At 64.1% G+C, this 19,051-nt stretch carries 15 protein-coding genes; 12 read left to right on the forward strand and 3 right to left on the reverse strand.

Features of this window, described 5'->3' with window-relative positions:
• Positions 1 to 309: 309 nt before the first annotated feature.
• The 5 genes from ccmI (at position 310) to ABIE49_RS34555 (ending at position 5,021) form a co-directional block, all read left to right on the forward strand.
• Positions 310 to 1,413 (forward strand): c-type cytochrome biogenesis protein CcmI, encoded by a 1,104-nt coding sequence (ccmI, locus tag ABIE49_RS34535; protein ID WP_192734308.1) that lies wholly within the window; start codon positions 310 to 312, stop codon positions 1,411 to 1,413.
• 34 nt (positions 1,414 to 1,447) lie between these two features.
• Entirely contained in the window at positions 1,448 to 1,933 is a 486-nt protein-coding gene (gene ccmE / locus ABIE49_RS34540; protein ID WP_192734309.1) for a cytochrome c maturation protein CcmE, read from the forward strand.
• Positions 1,930 to 3,912 carry a heme lyase CcmF/NrfE family subunit gene (locus ABIE49_RS34545; RefSeq protein WP_192734310.1) on the forward strand — a complete coding sequence of 661 codons (1,983 nt, stop codon included), beginning with the start codon at positions 1,930 to 1,932 and terminating at the stop codon, positions 3,910 to 3,912. Before ccmE ends, ABIE49_RS34545 begins: the two co-directional genes overlap by 4 nt.
• A gap of 4 nt (positions 3,913 to 3,916) precedes the next feature.
• Positions 3,917 to 4,417, forward strand: a complete 501-nt coding sequence (locus ABIE49_RS34550) for a cytochrome c-type biogenesis protein (RefSeq protein ID WP_192734311.1) — start codon at positions 3,917 to 3,919, stop codon at positions 4,415 to 4,417.
• An 82-nt stretch (positions 4,418 to 4,499) separates the two neighbouring features.
• On the forward strand, positions 4,500 to 5,021 hold the full coding sequence (locus ABIE49_RS34555; protein WP_192734312.1) for a DUF1993 domain-containing protein: 522 nt from the start codon (positions 4,500 to 4,502) through the stop codon (positions 5,019 to 5,021).
• Positions 5,022 to 5,043: 22 nt separating this feature from the next.
• Here ABIE49_RS34555 and ABIE49_RS34560 read toward each other — a convergent pair whose 3' ends face one another.
• Together ABIE49_RS34560 and ABIE49_RS34565 are read right to left on the reverse strand one after the other, a co-directional pair.
• A complete protein-coding gene (locus ABIE49_RS34560) occupies positions 5,044 to 5,559 on the reverse strand; it encodes an MAPEG family protein (RefSeq protein ID WP_192734313.1) in 516 nt (171 codons plus the stop codon).
• A 44-nt stretch (positions 5,560 to 5,603) separates the two neighbouring features.
• Positions 5,604 to 6,017, reverse strand: a complete 414-nt coding sequence (locus ABIE49_RS34565; protein ID WP_192734314.1) for a hypothetical protein — start codon at positions 6,015 to 6,017, stop codon at positions 5,604 to 5,606.
• A 164-nt stretch (positions 6,018 to 6,181) separates the two neighbouring features.
• Between ABIE49_RS34565 and ABIE49_RS34570 the strand changes: the two genes are divergently transcribed.
• From ABIE49_RS34570 to ABIE49_RS34595, 6 genes are all read left to right on the forward strand, one after another.
• Positions 6,182 to 6,913 carry a TetR/AcrR family transcriptional regulator gene (locus tag ABIE49_RS34570; RefSeq protein WP_192734315.1) on the forward strand — a complete coding sequence of 244 codons (732 nt, stop codon included), beginning with the start codon at positions 6,182 to 6,184 and terminating at the stop codon, positions 6,911 to 6,913.
• A gap of 230 nt (positions 6,914 to 7,143) precedes the next feature.
• The gene (locus tag ABIE49_RS34575) at positions 7,144 to 8,748 is read left to right on the forward strand and encodes a Do family serine endopeptidase (protein WP_192734316.1); all 1,605 of its coding nucleotides are present in this window, start codon (positions 7,144 to 7,146) and stop codon (positions 8,746 to 8,748) included.
• 402 nt (positions 8,749 to 9,150) lie between these two features.
• Positions 9,151 to 9,831, forward strand: a complete 681-nt coding sequence (locus ABIE49_RS34580) for a response regulator transcription factor (protein ID WP_192734724.1) — start codon at positions 9,151 to 9,153, stop codon at positions 9,829 to 9,831.
• Positions 9,815 to 11,281 (forward strand): sensor histidine kinase, encoded by a 1,467-nt coding sequence (locus tag ABIE49_RS34585; RefSeq protein WP_192734317.1) that lies wholly within the window; start codon positions 9,815 to 9,817, stop codon positions 11,279 to 11,281. The genes ABIE49_RS34580 and ABIE49_RS34585 overlap by 17 nt, the downstream gene beginning before the upstream one ends.
• The gene (locus tag ABIE49_RS34590; RefSeq protein ID WP_192734318.1) at positions 11,278 to 14,238 is read left to right on the forward strand and encodes a bifunctional [glutamine synthetase] adenylyltransferase/[glutamine synthetase]-adenylyl-L-tyrosine phosphorylase; all 2,961 of its coding nucleotides are present in this window, start codon (positions 11,278 to 11,280) and stop codon (positions 14,236 to 14,238) included. The genes ABIE49_RS34585 and ABIE49_RS34590 overlap by 4 nt, the downstream gene beginning before the upstream one ends.
• Positions 14,239 to 16,203: 1,965 nt before the next feature.
• Positions 16,204 to 16,404, forward strand: a complete 201-nt coding sequence (locus tag ABIE49_RS34595; protein ID WP_192734319.1) for a hypothetical protein — start codon at positions 16,204 to 16,206, stop codon at positions 16,402 to 16,404.
• Between the two features lie 54 nt (positions 16,405 to 16,458).
• Here the strand turns inward: ABIE49_RS34595 and ABIE49_RS34600 are convergent, their stop codons facing one another.
• The gene (locus ABIE49_RS34600) at positions 16,459 to 17,625 is read right to left on the reverse strand and encodes an acyl-CoA desaturase (protein ID WP_354067123.1); all 1,167 of its coding nucleotides are present in this window, start codon (positions 17,623 to 17,625) and stop codon (positions 16,459 to 16,461) included.
• A gap of 523 nt (positions 17,626 to 18,148) precedes the next feature.
• Between ABIE49_RS34600 and ABIE49_RS34605 the strand changes: the two genes are divergently transcribed.
• Positions 18,149 to 19,045: a LysR family transcriptional regulator gene (locus ABIE49_RS34605; protein ID WP_192734320.1), complete on the forward strand. Its 897-nt coding sequence runs from the start codon at positions 18,149 to 18,151 to the stop codon at positions 19,043 to 19,045.
• Positions 19,046 to 19,051: the final 6 nt, after the last annotated feature.

A 19,051-nucleotide genomic window follows, 5' to 3' on the forward strand; every position in this document is an offset into this window, starting at 1 on the left:
GTGCGCATCTTGCGCGCATAAGTATAAGTCATCAATTTTTGATTGAATTAGTCCGCCGAATCCGGCGCTCGGGCCGGGTGGCGTTGCTCACTCGTCCCCTCCGGGTTTTGCAGGAACTGCGCGAAGTTTCGCGTGGGTTTGCGCGTCGCGCCGGCTGGTCCGGCGGCGCTCACGCGATCGAGCCTGCGATCGGTCCGGTTTCCCAGGTTTTTCTGCCGCAATTGTCAATTGCCGGGCTTGCCGCCGGTGGTGTAAAGCGGCGCATCGGTGCCTGCTTCGCAGGCGCCGTTTCCGCCCGGGAACCGCTTGATGACGCTGTGGTTTGTGTTCGCGCTGATGACGGTCGCGGCGATCTTTGCCGTGCTCTGGCCGTTGAGCCGCGGTTCGGCGGCGCCGGCTGGTGGCAGCGAGGCCGCCGTCTACCGGGACCAGCTTGCCGAAATCGATCGCGACGTCGCCGCCGGCCTGATTGGGCCCTCGGAAGCGGAAGCCGCACGCGTCGAGATCAGCCGCCGCCTGCTGGCGGCCGCGGATGGCAGGGATGACCTGCCGGCACAGGCGAACCTCGCGCTACGCCGGTCCTCGACCGTTCTGGCGCTGGTGGGGCTGCCGGTTGCGGCGGTTGCTTTCTACCTTTCGTTGGGATCGCCGCAGCTCGGCGATTTCTCGCTCGCCAGCCGCAGCCGCGCCCCCGACGTCAACCAGCCGATCGACAATCTGATCGCGCAGGTCGAGGCGCATCTGGACAAAAATCCGACTGACGGCCGCGGCTGGAGTGTGCTGGCCCCCGCATTGGTGCGGCTCGGCCGCTACGACGACGCGATCCGCGCGCTGCGCAATTCGATCACTTACAATGGCGACAGCGCCGAGCGCCGGTCCGATCTCGGAGAAGCGCTGACGGGTTCGGCAGGCGGCGTCGTGACGTCGCAGGCCAAGGCCGAGTTCGAACGCGCGGCGGCGCTGAACGCCGACGAGCCCAAGGCCGGCTATTTCCTCGGCCTTGCCGCCGAGCAGGACGGCCGTCGCACCGACGCCGCCGCGATCTGGCGCGCGATGCTGGCCAAGGCGCCGGCCGATGCGCCGTGGCGGCCGCTGGTTCAGGCTGCATTGGTGCGGGTCGGCGGTCCGGCAGCACCCGCGCTGTCGAATGATGCGATGGCTGCGGCCAAGGATATGAACGAAGCCGACCGCGGCACCATGATCCGCGGCATGGTCGACCGCCTCGCCACAAGGCTGAAAGAGAACGGCGACGATGTTGAGGGATGGCTGCGGCTGGTGCGGGCCTATATGGTGATGGGCGAGCGCGACAAGGCGGTGAGCGCGCTGGGCGATGCACGCCAGGCGGTTGCCAACGATGCCGAACGCTTGCGCCAGCTCAATGAGGGCCTGAAGAATCTCGGGCTTGATGGATGATGGAACTCATCAAGCTGGGAAACAGAGGAATATCATGACGCGCAAGCAGCGGCGTTTGACCATGATTGGCGGTTCACTGGCGGTGCTCGCGGTGGCGGCGGCGCTGGTGTTGAACGCCATGCGCGATTCCATCGTGTTCTTTTCCACCCCTTCGATGGCGGCCGAGAAGCAGATTCCGGCCGGCAAGCGTTTTCGCCTCGGCGGCCTGGTGCAGCCGGGATCGCTGGTGCGCGGCGACAATCTGGCGGTGAATTTCAGCGTCGCCGACGGCAGTGCCGTGCTGCCGGTTGCCTATAAGGGAATCCTGCCCGACCTGTTCCGTGAAGGGCAGGGCGTCGTCGCCGAGGGCGCGATCGACGCATCGGGCGTGTTCAGGGCCGACACTGTGCTCGCCAAGCATGACGAGACCTACATGCCCAAGGACGTCGCCGACGCGCTGAAGAAGCAGGGGCATTGGAAAGACGATTACGGCGCCAAGCCCAGCGCTTCGGCGGCGCCGACACAGGGGGCGCCGAAGTGATCGCCGAATCCGGGCATTACGCGCTGGTGCTGGCGCTGGCGTTGTCGCTGATCCAGTCGACGGTGCCGGTCGCCGGCGCGCGCTGGGGCGATGTCGCCTTGATGAACGTCGCGCGCTCCACGGCGCTGGCGCAACTGCTGTTCGTGGCGGTGTCGTTCACGGCGCTGGTGATGCTCCATGTCAGCTCCGATTTCTCCGTCGCCAATGTGTTCGAGAATTCGCACTCGACCAAACCGCTGCTCTACAAGATCACCGGCGTCTGGGGTAATCACGAAGGTTCGATGCTGCTGTGGGTGGCGATCCTTGCGTTGTTCGGCGGCCTCGTCGCGGCCTTCGGCAACAACCTGCCGCTGTCGCTGCGCGCCCATGTGCTGGCGGTGCAGGGCTGGATCGCGGCGGCGTTCTATCTTTTCATCCTGATGACCTCGAACCCGTTCCTGCGCATCGCCACGCCGCCGATCGAGGGCCGCGACCTCAATCCGGTGCTGCAGGACATCGGCCTCGCGGTGCATCCGCCGATGCTCTATCTCGGCTATGTCGGCTTCTCGATTTCGTTCTCGTTTGCGGTCGCGGCCCTGATGGAGGGCCGGATCGATGCGGCCTGGGCGCGCTGGGTGCGGCCCTGGACGCTGGTGGCGTGGATATTCCTGACGCTCGGCATCGCGATGGGCTCGTACTGGGCCTATTACGAACTCGGCTGGGGCGGCTGGTGGTTCTGGGACCCGGTCGAGAATGCCTCGCTGATGCCGTGGCTCGCCGGCACCGCGTTGCTGCATTCCGCTGTCGTGATGGAGAAGCGCAACGCGCTGAAGGTCTGGACCATCCTTCTTTCGATCCTGACTTTCTCGCTGTCGCTGCTCGGCACCTTCCTGGTGCGCTCGGGCGTGCTGACGTCGGTGCATGCGTTCGCGACCGATCCGACGCGCGGCGTGTTCATCCTGCTGATCCTCTGTTTTTTCATCGGCGGCAGCTTGACGCTGTATGCTTGGCGCGCATCGACGCTGAAGCAGGGCGGGTTGTTCGCGCCGATCTCGCGCGAAGGCGCGCTGGTGCTCAACAATCTGTTCCTGACCACGGCCTGCGCGACGGTGTTCGTCGGAACGCTGTATCCGCTGGCGCTGGAAGTTCTGACCGGCGACAAGATTTCGGTCGGCGCGCCGTTCTTCAATCTGACCTTCGGGCCGCTGTTCGTGCCGCTGATGATGGCGATGTCGTTCGGGCCGCTGCTGGCGTGGAAGCGCGGCGACCTGCTCGGCGCGGCGCAGCGGCTGACGGCGGCGGGCATCGCCGCGCTGGTCGCGATTGCCGTGGCGTATGCCTGGACCTATGGCGGCAGCACTTTCGCGCCGCTCGCGATCGGGCTTGCGATCTTCGTCATCGCCGGCGCGATGTGCGATCTCGCCGAGCGCACGGCCTTGTTCCGCGCCCCCTTGGCGACCGCGATGCAACGCGCGCGCGGCTTGCCGCGGGCGACCTGGGGCACCGCGTTCGCGCATGCCGGCGTCGGCGTGGCTCTGATCGGGATCGTCTGCGAGACCACCTGGAACAGCGAATATATCGGCACCTTGAAGCCGAACGAGGTTGCCAGGGTTGCCGGTTACGAACTGAAGCTCGACGGCGTCACGCAGCGGCAGGGACCGAATTACCGCGAGATGATCGCGCAGTTCACGGTTCGTCTCGACGGCGAGAAGCTCAGCGTGATGACGCCGTCGAAGCGCAATTTCACCACGCGGGGATCGTCGACCACCGAGGCCGCGCTGCTGACGCGCGGCGCCAGCCAGCTCTACATCTCGCTCGGCGAGAGCACCAACGAAGGCGCGGTCGCCGTGCGCATCTATCACAAGCCGCTGGTGCTCTTGATCTGGTGGGGCCCCGTGCTGATGGCGTTTGGCGGCCTGCTGTCGCTGTCGGACCGGCGCTTGCGCGTCGGCGCGCCGAAGCCCGCGAAGGCTTCGCGTGCGTTGCAGGCCGCGGAGTGATCCATTGAAAGCGCTCCTGGCCTGCGCATTTGCTGCGTTTCTCTTGATCGGATGCCCGGCGGCCTACGCGGTGCAGCCCGACGAGATCATGGCGGACCCGGGCAAGGAAGCCCGCGCGCGCGACCTGTCGCGCGAACTGCGCTGCATGGTGTGTCAGAACCAGTCGATCGACGATTCCGAGGCGCCGCTGGCGCGCGACTTGCGGCTGCTCGTACGCGAGCGGATTGCGGCCGGCGACAGCAATACGCAGGTGATCGATTTCCTGGTGGCACGCTACGGCGAATTCGTGCTGCTGCGGCCGCGCTTCAACCCGCATACGCTGGTGCTGTGGCTGTTGCCGCCGCTGGCGCTCGGGGGTGGCGGACTGGCGCTGTGGATCTACAGCCGGCGCCGTTCGAAATTCCCGGGCAGGGAAGATCAAGGCTTGCTCAAGCTGACGGCCGAGGAAGAAGCCCGCCTGGAGCGGCTGATCGCCAAGGAAACTTCGCCGGAAAAGCCGGCCTGAAGCCTGTACCGATTGCAAGCCGGCCGGTTCCGCCGCTACATTGCGGCCGTCAAGAACAACATCGCCAAAGGGGGAATTCGCAATGGCTCTTTCGCTCTACGACGCCAGCGTGGCGAACTATCTGCAAACCCTCGGCGCCGTCAGCGGCTTCCTCGACCGCGCGCTGAGCCATTTTGAAGAGAACAACATCGATCCGGAAGCGATCGTCGAGACGCGGCTGGCGGCGGACATGCTGCCGTTCCGCTTCCAGATCATTTCCGTCGTCCAGCATTCCCGCGGCGCCATTGAGGGCGTGCAGCAGGGCCTCTTCAATCCGCCGTCGTTCAAGACCCCGTTCAACTTCGCCGGATTGCAGGCGCATGTGACGCAGGCCCGCGACGCCTTGTCGGCACTGACGCCGGAGGCGGTCAACGCGCTCGCTGGCCGCGACGTCATCTTCGCGCTGGGCGACCGCAAATTGCCGTTCACGGCGGAAGGATTCCTGATGTCGTTCTCGCTGCCGAACTTCTATTTCCACGCCACCACGGCTTACGACATCCTGCGCACCAACGGCGTTCCGCTCGGCAAACGCGATTTCATGGGCCGGCTGAAGTTGAAGGCCTGAGGGCTGCGCAAAGGCCTTTGGCCTATCCCCACAGGGTCTTCCAGAGCGCCGTGCCGAGAATGCCGACGTTGAGGTAGATCGACGACGACATGCCGAAGGCGCGATACAGCGGATGGATCCGGTATCCGACCCAGAACGCAAATCGCATGACGAAGAACACGATGGCGGCGGCGGCAATGACCTTGGTCTGCTCTGCCGTCAGGGTGACGCTGAGGGCGAGCGTGCCCGCCAGGAACAACACGTATTGCTGAAGCGTGTTGTCGAGCACGCGGCCGTTGATCTCGGTCGCGGCGTCTTCCTTGTGCAGCGTCGGATCGATGGCTTCGCTGAGAAACCGGTTGTTGCCGACGGTGATGATGCCGACCAGCAGCGGGATCGCCGCAAACGCATTGGCCTTCAGCGTGAAGGCTAATCGGCTGGCAATATCGGTGAGGGCTGCGGTATCCGGCCATATCCGGTAGATGCCGGCAACCGCCAGCACCATGGTCAAAACACCGCTCGCGGCTCCAATCGCAACGGTCTTCTGTTCGCGGGTCACAGTCTAGCTCCATCGTTTTTCAAACAGATGCGAAATGGTCTCGCTCAGGCCCGGGCGGGACCGGTGATCGGGGCTGGCGCGGTGCCGGCAGCAAGCAGTTGCAGCACGACGAACAGCCCGTGCAGCGCCGTCGTCACATAGCCGACGACCAGCATGTCGGCGGCGACGAAGAGTTGCCAGAACACCAGATTGGAGGTGCCGAGCAGGACGTGGATGGCCACGGCGGTGAGGTGCCAGGCGCGCGATGGTTCGGCGCGCCACATCTGGATGCCCATCAGGAACGCCAGCCCGTGCGCTTCGATGAAGCCGAGGCCGGAATAGGGCGTGGCCGCGACGATTTTGGCGACCGGCCCCACTCCAAAGAAGATACCGAGCACGTCGCTGCAAAATCCGCCGGCCGAAGCGGCAAGCAGGAAGAGGGCGTTGGTGCGAAGCAACGTTTGCCGTGATGCGGTCATCGTGATCTCCGTTTGCTGGCAAGTATCGCGGGCGGCGGCGCCTCGGCGCGCTTGCGTAACGACGGCGAAGAGTATAGTGCGTACTATACATCGGAGTAAAGTGAGCACTATATAAAAAGATAGTGATCACTATACTCTTGGGAAAAGTGAGAAGTTTCAAAGTCATGGATCAAAAGCCTTCCCGGAAATCCCGCCTGTCGCTGGCCGATCTCGAGCGCGAGACCGAAAAATTCCTCACACCGGCCACGGCCAAGGAGAAGGCCATCATCGATGCCGCGGTCGCCCTGATCGGCGAGCGCGGCGTCGATGGCGCGACCACAGCCGAAATCGCGCGGCGCGCGGGGGTCACCGAGAAGACGATGTTTCGCTACTTCCCCTCAAAGAACGATCTGGTCCGGCGCGTGCTGTTTCCGATCATGCTGCAGCGGGGCCTGACGCGGCAGTGGGAGACGCGCGAAAAGCAGATCAAGGCGAGGGCCCCGAGCCTGAAGGACTGGTTCATCGCGGCCGCCAGCGAGGAGATGGCGATGGTGGTCAAGAATCCGGGAATCGCCCGCACCGTCACCGCGGAGATGATTCAGAACGACGACATCAGGGGCGCGATGGCCGAGCTGTGGCAGCGGCATATCTGGGAACCCATGCTCGAAAGCCTGGAGAATCTGCGCGCCGACGGCAGGCTTCGCAGCGACGTCGATGTCGAGGTGCTGGCGCGTGCCGTGCATTGCCTGCATGTCGGGTATTTCCTGACGCGGTGCGTGTTCGCCCCCGACCGGCAATGGGACGACGCCGGCGAAATCGAGAAAATGGCGGATATCCTGGCCAATGGCGCGAGCAGCAAAACCGGGAATAAGTCCGGAAAATCCGGTAAATCCATTAAATCCAAGGGCGGCGGTTAGCGGCGCCATTTGCAGCAAACGAAAAAGGCCGCAGCGCCCCTCGAAACGCCTCTTTCGGCCGGCGCTAAGCCGTTGGATTGCCTGCGCTAAACTGCCGCAGCCATAACCGCCTCCATTACAAAAGTTTAATTCCCTCGCCAGCGCGCGGTAAGGCGCCAGACCCCATCTTCCGTCCTGTCAGGTGCCCAGCCCCCCGCACCGTCGAATTCTGGATCTGGAGATTTCCCAACATGATTGAACGTCCCGTCGATCTTTCCTCGCTTCCGTCCTATGGCGCCCCGCGCCGCTCCCTGTTCTCGGCGCGCAAGTTCGCGCTGATGGCGTCCGTCGTCGCCGGCCTCGGCGCCGCGGTTTATGGTTTCAGCCCTTCGTCGGGCCCGGTCGATGTGTTCACCAGCGCGGCGCACGCGCAGGTCAACAACGAGGTCCGCAAGGTTGAGCGGCCGATCGGCTTTGCCGACATCGTCGAGCGCGTGAAGCCGTCGGTGATTTCGGTCAAGATCAACATCGCCGAGAAGGTCGCCAGCAAGGACAAGGACGACAGCGCCAACCGGGACGACGACTCGCCGTTCCAGCCGGGCTCGCCGATGGAGCGCTTCTTCCGCCGCTTCGGTGGACCGGATGGATTGCCGCCCGGTCTGCGCGGTAACCCGCGTGGCGGCCGTGGCCCGGTGACCGGCCAGGGCTCCGGCTTCTTCATCTCGCCTGACGGTTATGCCGTGACCAACAATCACGTCGTCGACGGCGCCGACAAGGTCGAAGTCACGATGGACGACGGCAAGAGCTACTCCGCCAAGGTGATCGGCACCGATCCGCGCACCGACCTTGCGCTGATCAAGGTCGCCGGCCGCACCGACTTCCCGTTCGCAAAACTGTCCGACTCCAAGCCGCGGATCGGCGACTGGGTGCTCGCGGTCGGTAATCCGTTCGGCCTCGGCGGCACCGTGACCGCCGGCATCGTCTCGGCTTCCGGCCGCGACATCGGCAACGGTCCGTATGACGATTTCATCCAGATCGACGCGCCCGTGAACAAGGGCAACTCGGGTGGACCGGCATTCGATACCGCCGGCGAGGTGATGGGCGTCAACACCGCGATCTATTCGCCGTCCGGCGGCAGCGTCGGCATCGCGTTCTCGATTCCCGCTTCCACGGTAAAAAGCGTGGTCGCCCAGCTCAAGGACAAGGGATCGGTCGCCCGCGGCTGGATCGGCGTCCAGATCCAGCCGGTGACTTCGGATATCGCTGACAGCCTCGGCCTGAAAAAGGCGGAAGGCGCGCTGGTGGCGGAACCGCAGGCCAATGGTCCGGCGGCCAAGGCCGGCATCGAATCCGGCGACGTCATCACCGCTGTCAACGGCGAGACGGTCAAGGATGCGCGCGAACTCGCCCGCACCATCGGCGGATTGGCGCCGGGAGCCGCGGTTAAGCTCAACGTGCTGCACAAGGGTGCGGACAAGGTCGTCAACCTCACGCTCGGCCAGTTGCCGAACACCGTTGAGGCCAAGGCCAGCATCGACGACGGCGACAAGGCCAAGCCGAACAAGGGAACCGACGTGCCGAAGCTCGGCATGACGGTTGCCCCCGCCAACAGCGTGGCCGGCGCCGGCAAGGAAGGCGTCGTGGTCACCGAGGTCGACCCGAAGAGCGCGGCGGCCGAGCGTGGCTTCAAGGAAGGCGATGTGATCCTGGAAGTGGCCGGCAAGAGCGTCGCTACCGCTGGCGAAGTGCGTGATGCGATCAACGCGGCGCGCACCGACAACAAGAGCAGCGTTCTCATGCGCGTGAAGAGCGGCGGTTCGTCGCGGTTCGTGGCAGTGCCGGTAGCGAAGGGTTAAATACGAGATGGAGGGTTTCGCCGGCAACAGTCGCCCCCGCCGACGGCTCCTTCCGGGGAGCGGGTGCAAAACTCGCTCCCTCCAGCTACCTTTCGATGGAATACGCCCCCCTCTGTCGGAAGGGAAAAGGGCGGCGGGGTCCCCCAGCCTCGCCGCCCGCTTTTTTTGGCCAGAGCGTTTTCGAGCAAATGCCTGCCCCGCACTTGATGCGGGGTGGATACCGGTTTGCGTGAAGAAAACGCGTCAAAACAAGAATCCAGAGCTTCGGGCAACCGAAGCTCTTCAAACACAAAAAGTTGCGCGGGTTCCCCGTTGCCTTGCATCGGCATGCGCCACGCGCCATGGTGAGAAAAGGCCCACAACGTGAGCACAACCGCTTCTCAGACCGCAACCGCCTCCCAAATGCGCCTGTTGATCATCGAAGACGACCGCGAGTCCGCCGACTATCTGGTGAAGGCGTTCCGTGAAGTCGGTTACATCGCCGATCTCGCCAGCGACGGCGAGGAAGGGTTGTCGCTCGCCGACAGCGGCGACTACGACGTGCTGGTGGTCGACCGCATGCTGCCGAAGCGCGACGGCCTATCGCTGATCGGGAGCTTGCGCGAAAAGGGCAACCGCACGCCGGTCCTGATTCTCTCCGCGCTCGGCCAGGTCGATGACCGCATCAAGGGCCTGCGCGCCGGCGGTGACGATTACCTGCCAAAGCCCTATTCATTCGCCGAGCTGCTCGCACGTGTCGAAGTGCTGTCGCGCCGCCATGGCGGTCCGGCCGAGGAAACCACCTACAAGGTCGGCGATCTCGAACTCGACCGGCTGTCGCACCGTGTCGCCCGCGGCAAGGATGAGCTGACGCTGCAGCCGCGCGAGTTTCGCCTGCTCGAATATCTGATGAAGCATGCAGGACAGGTGGTGACGCGCACCATGCTCCTGGAAAACGTCTGGGATTATCACTTCGATCCGCAGACCAACGTCATCGACGTGCACATCTCGCGGCTGCGCTCCAAGATCGACAAGGGTTTTGAGCGGCCCTTGCTGCACACGATCCGTGGCGCCGGGTACATGATCCGTGACGGCATTCGGTAAACTGATCCGCACCACGGCGTTTCGCCTGACGCTGGTCTATCTGTTTCTGTTTGCGCTGTTTGCCGCCTCGCTCCTGGGCTACTTCGCCTGGAATACGCGGCGGATGATCAACGAGCAGATCACCGCGACCGTCAATGCCGAGATCGCCGAGATCGAGACCATCTACGAACGCCGCGGCCTGCAGGGCCTTGCCCTTACGCTCGGCCGCCGCACGCTGCGGCCCGGCGCCAACCTCTATCTCGTCACCACGCCGGCGGGAACGGCGTTCGGCGGCAATGTCGAATCGCTGTCCCCGGGCGTGATGGCTTCCTCAGGCTGGTCCGAGACGGCGTACCGCCGGCTCGACGAGCAGGACACCGCCCACCATCGCGCGCTGGTGCGCGTCACCCAACTCAACAACGGTTTTCGGCTGCTGGTCGGCCGCGACCTCGAGGAACGAAGGCGGATGTTCGGCATCGTCGCCAACGCCGCGCAATGGTCGCTGCTGGTCGTCATCGTGCTCGGCCTCGGCGGCGGCATCTTCGTGGCGCGCCGGGTGCTGCACCGGATCGACGCCATGACCGGCACCACCCAGCGCATCATGGCCGGCGATCTCACCGGCCGGCTGCCGGTGGGCCGCAGCGGCGACGAGCTCGACCGCCTCGCGGAAAACCTCAACGCCATGCTGGAGCGGATCGAGGCCCTGATGACGGGGCTGAAGGAAGTCTCCGACAACATCGCCCATGATCTGAAGACGCCGCTGACGCGGCTGCGCAACCGCGCCGAGGAGGCGCTGGCAAGTTCGGGCAGCGAGGCCGAATACCGCGCCGCACTGGAGCGTACCATCGAGGAATCCGACGGCCTGATCCGCACCTTCAACGCGCTGCTGATGATCGCGCGCGCCGAGTCCGGGCAGGCGCGCGGCAACATGGACGATTTCGACGCCGCCGACGTCGCCAAGGGCATCCACGAACTCTATGAGCCGCTGGCCGAAGACGACGGGCTGACCCTGCGCGTCAAGGCCGCGCCGGCGCCGCTGCACGGCAACCGCGAGCTGATCAGCCAGGCGCTGGCCAATCTGGTCGAGAACGCAATCAAATACGGCAAGCCGGACCCTGCCGTGCAGCCGCTGGACGCCGCCGTGGCGGCACGATCCAGGGAGATCCTGATCGAGTCGCGGCGCGAGGGCGATTCCGTGCTGCTCAGCGTCACCGATCATGGGCCCGGCATTCCCGAGGGCGACCGCAAGCACGCGGTGGAACGGTTCGTGCGGCTGGAAGCCAGCCGGACGCTGCCTGGTTCCGGGCTCGGCCTCAGCCTAGCCTCGGCGGTCGCCACCCTGCATGGCGGCGAGCTTCGGCTCGGCGATGCGCATCCGGGCCTGATCGCGACGCTGGCCATTCCGGCGCGCGCAGCCTCCGGTGACAGGCTTGCGGCTCAAACGCAGGATGTGCCACAGAAGGTGGCATGAACTCATCCGCGCCGGGCAACGCGGAAGGACAGGGCCTCGCCGCGCGCTTTGTGGACGGGCCGCATGTCTCCGCTTCCAGCAATGCCGAACAGATATTTTCAGCCTGGCTCACCGAACTGGAGCCGGCGCAGTCGGCTGCGCTCGAGGCCGTGCTGGCGCAGCCGTTCGCCAGGCGCATCCTGCTCGGGATTGCGGAATTCTCGCCCTATCTGTTCGATCTGATCCGCGCCGACGCCGCGCGGCTGATCCGCCTCTTGGCGTGCGACCCGGAGTCGCACCTTTCCTCGCTGATCGAGAGAACCACCGACGACGTATTCAATGCGGCCAGCGAAGCCGACGTGATGCTCTTGCTTCGCCGCATGAAGGCGGAAGCCGCGCTGATGACCGCGCTGTGCGATATCGGCGGGGTCTGGCCGGTGATGCGGGTGACGGCGGCGCTGACCGATCTCGCGGTCGCTTCAGTGCAGGCGGCGCTGCGGTTCCTGCTCCGACAGGAGGTCGTGCGGGGCCGGATGAGTGCGGCCAACCCTGACAAGCCCGAGGAAGGCTGCGGCCTGATCGTGCTCGCGATGGGCAAGATGGGCGCAGGCGAATTGAACTATTCCAGCGACATCGACCTGATCGTGTTTTTCGATCCCGCCGCGACCTCGCTCGTCGCCGACATCGAGCCGGCGCCGTTCTTCGTGCGCGTCACGCAGGCGCTCGCACGGATTCTGCAGCAGCGCAGCGGCGACGGCTATGTGTTCCGCGTCGATCTTCGCCTCCGGCCCGATCCCGCCTCGACGCAGGTCGCGATGTCGACCGACGCGGCGCTGCATTATTACGAGCGGGAAGGGCGCACCTGGGAACGCGCCGCGATGATCAAGGCGCGGCCCTGCGCCGGCGATCCCAGGGCCGGCGAGGCGCTGATTGCCGAACTGGCGCCGTTTGTCTGGCGCAAGCATCTCGACTTCGCCGCGCTTGCCGACGTCCACGACATGAAGCGGCAGATGCAGACCTATCGCGGCCAGAGCGAGATCTCGGTCGAAGGTCATAACGTCAAGGTCGGCCGCGGCGGCATCCGCGAAATCGAATTTTTCGCCCAGACCCAGCAATTGATCGCGGGTGGCCGGCATCCGCATTTGCGGGTGCGGCCGACGCTGCAGGCGTTGCAGGTGCTGGCGACCAGCAACTGGATAACGTTTCAGGCGCTGGAAGAACTCACCATCGCTTACGAGTATCTGCGCCGCGTCGAACACCGCTTGCAGATGATATCCGACGAGCAGACCCATGCGCTGCCGGACGATCCTGATGCCGTGGCGCGTTTTGCAAACTTCTTCGGCTATGAAAGCCGCGCCGCCTTCGCGAAGGATCTGCTCGGTCACCTCAACATCGTGCAGGGGCACTACAGCAAGCTGTTCGAGGGCGACCCGACCGGCACCGTAAAACTGCCCGACGTCAATTACGGCGCGGGTCCGGAAGACAAGCGGCTGCTCGACCATCTCGGCTCGCTCGGTTTCAAGAAGCCGGTCATGGTCGCAGGCAACCTGCAGCAATGGATGGCGGGCGATTATCGCGGGCTGCGTAACGAGGCCACCAAGAGCGCGTTCATCGAATTCATCCCCGGCCTGGTCGACGGCCTCGCGCACGCCGAAGACCCCGATGACGCCGTGACGGCGTTCGACCGTTTCCTAGGCGCCCTGCAGCGCGGCGGGCGGTTGATTTCGCTATTGAGCCAGAACCGCGATCTCGTCGCACTGGTGGCGCTGATCCTCGGCGCCGCGCCCCGGCTCGGCGACATGCTGGCGCGCCAGCCGCAGATCATGGACGGGCTGATCGACCCGCGCTTCTTCGGCGCGATGCCGGACCAGAAGGAATTGTCGGCGCGCCTCGCGACGACATTGAAGGACGCGGATTCCTACGAGGACTTCCTCGACCGTCTCAGGTTGTTCGGCCAGGAAAGCCTGTTCCTGATCGGCACGCGCATTCTTTCAGGTACCGTGTCGGCGCAGCAGGCCAGCGTCGCCTTTGCCGACGTCGCCGAAGGCATCGTGCACACCGTGCATGGCCTTGTCACCGACCAGTTCGCGACCCAATATGGCCGCATCAAAGGGCAGGAGACCGCGATCCTCGCGATGGGCCGCCTCGGCAGCCGCGAGATGACGGCGTCCTCCGATCTCGATCTGATCCTGCTTTATGATTTCGACGAGGAGCATCCGGATTCCGACGGCGAACGGTCGCTGCATGGCGCGCAGTATTTTGCGCGGCTGACCCAGCGCCTGATCTCGGCCTTCACGACGCGGACCAATTACGGCGTGCTCTATGACGTCGACATGCGGCTGCGCCCCTCGGGCCGCGCCGGCCCGGTGGCGTCGCGGATCGATTCCTTTGCCGACTATCAGGAACGCGAAGCCTGGACCTGGGAGCACATGGCGCTGACACGCGCGAGGGTGATCTCGGCATCCCCTGCGTTCCGAAAGAAGATCGAGGACATTATCCGCGGCGTCTTGATCCGGCCGCGCGATCCCGCCAGCACGGCGACCGACGTCGCCGACATGCGCCGCGCCATCGCGCTGGAAAAGGGCGAGGACGACATCTGGGATTTGAAACTCGCCGCCGGCGGCCTCGTCGATATCGACTTCATCGCGCAATATCTGCAGCTCGCTTACGCGGCTCAGAAGCCCGAAATCCTCAGCGTCTCGACGCTGCAGGTGCTCGACAACGCCGCTCGATCAGGCGTGCTGCCGCAAGCCGAAGCCGAAGTGCTGCGCTCCGCGACGCGGCTCTATCACGACCTGACGCAGATTTTGCGGCTCTGCGTGAACGGCAAGTTCAACCCGGAAACCGCAGGCGAAAACCTGCAGCGCGTGATGGCGCGCGCCGGCGACACCCCGGACTTCTCGACGCTGCAGGCGAGGGTGCGGGAGACCGAGGCGGAGGTGAGACGGGTGTTTATGGCGTTGGTGGGTGGCGGGTAGGGCAGCGGGTCGCAGGTTGTAGGGCGGAATAGCGCAAGCGTAATCCGGCGCTTTTGCTGGTCGGCGGTTGCGCCTTCGGCTTAAATCCGCCCTGTACGGGCTGTAAGGATAACGCGGACACAGAACCTTCACACGCGGCTAAGCGCTTGGAGGCGGCATGGCAAACTGGACTGCACGTATCATAGCAATCTTGCTGGCGGGCGTTCCTGGCGTTGCGCAGGCGAACTGCGAGGCGATGCCGCGCGGACCGGCGCGCACCGATTGTTACCTTGGCCTAAGTGAGTTCTACCGTAGACAATCGGATTTTTCCGCCGCCAAAGCGCTCGCGCAGTCAGACGCCGCGTGGTATCGGGCAATTACCGGAACAGACCCTCCGAAACAAAAGCACCGTCGGCGACGATAGGAAGAAAGCCGCTAGAAGATAGCACGCGCGACATTCTGACCCGACGGGCAAATCAGTTCCGATTTACAGAAATAATGTCAAGTTCTAAATTTCCGTAAATCAAAAATATTTCTCTTCCCTTCCACCCCAAATCACCTGCACATCAATAGCCATCCCGTCCCACTCAGAGGGGCGTCGGCCGTCGTCACGACGAGGGGCGGGGATGCGGTGGACGCTGATGTTGCGATTGACGGTCGCGGCAAAGGCGTACGGCGAAAGCGTGTGGTCCTGGCGCCCGTAACGGCGTCAAGCTCTGAAGAAGCTAACGCTTCCGAGGGGTGACGGTGGCAATAGAGGCCGTCTCACCGGGGAGAGCGCGCTATAAGTCGTAAAGCCATTGCGCAGGGAATGTCGGATGTTCTCCGCTGCCCTGTATGCTCATGTGCAGCATTCTTATGCACAATCGCACATGAGACCGCGGGTGCAGCGCGCATCCGGCATTCCCTGCGCCCTCTGAATTTTTGGAGGCGAAGATTACCTGCAAACCTCGGGCGCAGTGTGTCGCGAGAACGCGAAGCTATTTCCCCGTCATTTGCGAGCGAAGCGAAGCAATCCATACCGCCGCACGAAGAAAGAATGGATTGCTTCGCTTCGCTCGCAATGACGTGGTTAGGCTGTTTGAAATTCATATCGGAGCGGCGGCGAAAGCGAAGCGACCTGGTGCAACCAGCGCTTATCCGTGACGGCGCGCACAGCCGCGATCGTCGGCCGACATGAGGCTGCCGGTCCGACAACGGATGGTCCGTTGTGACCAACCATGGAGACAGCCAATGACTTCGAACATTGTCGCCGCAGCGATCGACCCGTGGCTTTAGACGTGAGGCGCGCTCGATCCGCGCAGCCGTTCGACATACCAGAATGCCCAGATGGCAACGAACGAGAGGACGAATATCCCCCCGCATGCAAGGAACGTTGTTCCAAAACTTGTGTCCATGACATCCTCCAACAGGGTTGATCGCTTGCAGTCCCGCCAGTCGATGTTGCGAGCATCAAGCTGGTTTCAAATCGCGCGGTAGCGGCGGACGTTCACTTGCCCGTCAGAGCGTCAATGCCGCTGACGTTTCACTGGGTCGGTCATTCCGGACAGCGCTTTGCGAGCGAGATCTCGTTCGCGGATCAATCGATCCATGAACTGACCTCGAACTGTAGGCGGGAGTGTTACCGAACTCTCAGTCACCGAAGGGTGCCACGGGCAGGGCGGTGATAAGGCAGGATGCGCGCTATTACGCGAAAGTGCCAATCAATAGTGCTCACGCAAGCCAGAATGTTTTTGACCGCGCACCATGGATGTCGGAACTTTTGTGCCGAGCGTAACAGCGACTTGCCTCGCCATAGCCCGACGGGCGGAGATGGAAGGCGGAAACTATTCCGCCGCTTTGCTGGTCGGCGGATGGCCCCGGAGCCTGTCCTAGGCCCGCGCGGCGGCGCTCACGTGACGACAGTCACGGAGGAGTTTGCTTAGCCGGCATACGTTGCGATCACAACGCGCGATGATCGCTTGCGCCAACGGATGGAGACTTGCCATGACCAAGGTCAATCATGAACTGAGCATCGACGAATTGGGTGTGATCAGTGGAGGCGGCTTGAAATCGGCGTTTGATAAGCTGCCGACGACCACCACCACCACTGGCGGCACCGGCACCGGTGCGCCGGATTGGTGGAAGCCGTTTCCCGGCTATCTGACGATGGATTCAGTCAGGGCGCTCGGCCCCATTGGATTTTGACGGTTTGAACGGCTCGCAGGCGGAATGGAGCCCAATCCATTCCGCCGCTTTTTCCTAAGCCCGCACCGCAATCAGCTGCGAGCCGACCGCGCCCAGCAGGAGCTGGTGCGCGCGATCGACGATCTCGTCGAGCGAGCGGGTGCGCGCAAACATGGCCTGCGCCTGCGCCAGCAATTCGTCGCGCGTCGGAATCCTCGGATGGAAGGACGCCAATATCTCGGCCGTTTGCGACCGGGCCTGGCTCAGCGTCTCCTGCAACGCCACCAACTCGGACGAGTGCAGCGCCGATGAAACGGCGAGCGCAATCCGCTCGGGATTGAACCAGGCGACGAGTTCGTCGGCGGCGCGATTGATGACGCGCGAACCGAGCCGCTGCTCGTTGCGCAGCACCTCGGCGGGCGGCGTCTTCAGGTCCCGGACGACGCGAACGAAAGACAGCGCCTTCAGCATGTAAAAGGTGACGTCGATTTCCCACCAGCGAAAACCCTGGCGGGCGCTGCTTTGGTAGGCGTGGTGGTTGTTGTGCCAGCCTTCGCCCATGGTGAAGAACGCCAGCAGCCAGTTGTTGCGGGAATCGTCGCCGGTGACGTAGCGCTTGCGGCCGTGAACATGCGCCAGCGAGTTGATGCAGAAGGTCGCGTGATAGAGCAGCACCGTGCTCCAGACAAAACCGACCACGAGGCCGGACCATCCGCCGATCAGGAAACAGATGATCGCGAGGATCACGCTCGGCAGCTGCTCGAACCGGTGCAGGAACCTCAATTCCGGAAAGGCCGCGAAATCCGCCACCTTGACCAGATCGGTCAGGTCGTGTTGCCGGTAAAAAATCCACCCCACATGGCTGTAGAAGAAGCCCTTGTGGCGCGGCGAATGCACGTCATGTTGCGTATCGGAATGCAGATGGTGGTGGCGATGCTTGGCGGCCCACCACAACACGCTCTTCTGGGTGGTGCTCTGGGCCAGGAACGCCAGCACGAATTGAAACAGCCGGCTGGTCGCATAGGACCGGTGCGAGAAGTAGCGGTGATATCCCGCCGTGATCGCGAACATGCGCAGCCAGTACAGCGTCAGGCAGATCGCGACCGCCTGCCAGGTGATGCCGGTCCAGAACGCGGCAAAGGCGCTGAGGTGCAGCACGATGAACGGCAGCGCGGACGGGTACATGATGTCGTCATGCGCGTCGGCGGTTTGGGCGTCGGCATTGTCTGGCTTGTCGGTCATGAAGTGCGTACTTGGCTCCCTGGCGCATGCCGGCCGCTGCCGGGCATGACTCACGGTTGATGGGCGAGGGTGATGATCGCATCCACCGGTTAAAGACCCGCTGAGGGGCCCGACGATGTTGGTCGAGAATGGGCTGAGGCTCGTCAGTCACGCGCACTATGGGCGGGGCCAAGTCGGTCGGCCGAAATTCGATCACCATAAATAGTTCTGGCCAGCCGGCGGCGCAAGGCAATGTCCGGTACCGGACCTGAGGCCGTGGGTCGCACTCCGGCCGAAGGGGCGCGGGCAGGCGAAATGACGGCCGGCCCCGCGCCCTTATCGGAATTGGAATTGTTCCAAATTATAGGGAACCCGTTCCATGCCGCTCGCCCGATAAGCCCTGAAAATCGGGCGATATCAGTATCCAATGAGCGCCGAAACCGCGTGATCGGAGCTCGGCTTTGACGTATGGGTCCAGCGGTGGCCGTGGTATTTGTCACCGCGGGACCATGGGGTTAACCGACCAGATTCACCGAGGCTCTTCTTGCTCGATAAGCTTGAACTATTGCTGGCGCTCGCAAAGGAGCGGCATTTCGGACGCGCCGCCGAGGCGTGCGGCGTCACCCAGCCGACCATGTCGACGAGCCTCAAGCAGCTCGAGGAAATCCTCGGCGTCATGCTGGTGCAGCGTGGCTCGCGCTTTCAGGGTTTTACGCCCGAGGGCGAACGCACGCTCGACTGGGCGCGGCGGATCGTCGGCGACACCCGGGCCATGCGGCAGGAGATCAACAGTCTCAAGGACAAGCTCTCCGGCGAGATCAGGCTGGCGGCAATTCCCACCGTGCTCGGCATGGTGGCGCAACTCACCACGCCGTTCCGCGCGCGCCATCCCGATGTGCGTTTCCAGATCCGGTCATGCACCTCGGCCGAGGTGCTGGGGCTGCTGGAAAATCTCGAGGTCGACGCCGGGCTGACCTATATCGAGAACGAGCCGATCGGCAAGGTTCGCACCATTCCGCTCTACAACGAGAGCTACCGCCTGCTGACGGCGCCGGATGCGATGTTCGGCGATCGCAAGCAGGTCACCTGGAAGGAAGTCGGCCAGGTGCCGCTGTGCCTGCTGACGCCGGACATGCAGAACCGTCGCATCATCGACCGCGCGCTGACGTCGGTCGGCGCCGAGGCGATGCCGACGCTGACGTCGAACTCGCTGCTGGTGCTCTATACCCACGTCAAGACCGGACGCTGGGCCAGCGTGATGCCGGCGAAGTTGGCGGAGACGTTGGGGCTCGCGGACACCGTCCGCAGCATTCCGATCGTCGATCCCGTGGTCGATTACAGCATCGGCATGGTGGTCCCGCAGCGCGATCCGATGACGCCGCTGATCGCAGCCCTGGTGCAGATCGCCCGCGAAGTCGCGCCGACGCTGGAATCGGCTTGAGGCCGG

The sequence above is a fragment of the Bradyrhizobium sp. OAE829 genome (assembly GCF_040546575.1).
GTDB lineage: Bacteria > Pseudomonadota > Alphaproteobacteria > Rhizobiales > Xanthobacteraceae > Bradyrhizobium.